This is a genomic window from Anaerotignum faecicola, from assembly GCA_024460105.1.
Taxonomy (GTDB): Bacteria; Bacillota; Clostridia; order Lachnospirales; family Anaerotignaceae; genus JANFXS01.
In genome coordinates this window covers 1-461 of the sequence record JANFXS010000255.1, presented here as the reverse complement: position 1 = coordinate 461, position 461 = coordinate 1, and the positions used below count along the sequence as shown (strand labels likewise).

Annotated in this window: 1 protein-coding gene; it reads left to right on the top strand. The window is 54.2% G+C overall.

The annotated features are described in order from the left end of the window. Positions 1–77: 77 nt before the first annotated feature. A partial coding sequence (locus NE664_13830) for a glycosyl hydrolase family 88 (GenBank protein ID MCQ4727713.1) occupies positions 78–461 on the top strand: 384 nt, incomplete at its 3' end.

Sequence of the window (461 nt, the reverse complement as noted above, 5' to 3'; positions counted from 1 at the left end):
GCCGGATTTCTGGGGCTGGCGCTGATTGAAGAACTGGGGCTGAAAAGTCAGGACAAATGAGGAAGGAGCGAAGCAGGATGCTGGCTGGATTAGAACAGGACTGTGTCTGGCTGGAGGAAGCCAGGCAGAAGCTTATTGAAAAAATGGAATGGGTAAGCCGCGCTTCCGCCGGTAAAATTCCGTATACCACCGTAAACGGACGACACGACGACCGCTCGGATAACTCTGCTGATTGGGATATGGGAAACGGAATCAACTGGTGGACCAATGGATTCTGGGGTGGTATTCAGTGGCTGATGGTTCAGGCGACGGGAGATGAACGTTACGTGACCATTGCCCGTGAAACGGAGGGGAAGCTGGACCGGTGTTTTGAACTGTACGAAGGGCTTCACCACGACACCGGGTTTATGTGGCTGCCTACCGCGGTAGCGGATTACCGTCTGACCGGAGACCCTCTTTCA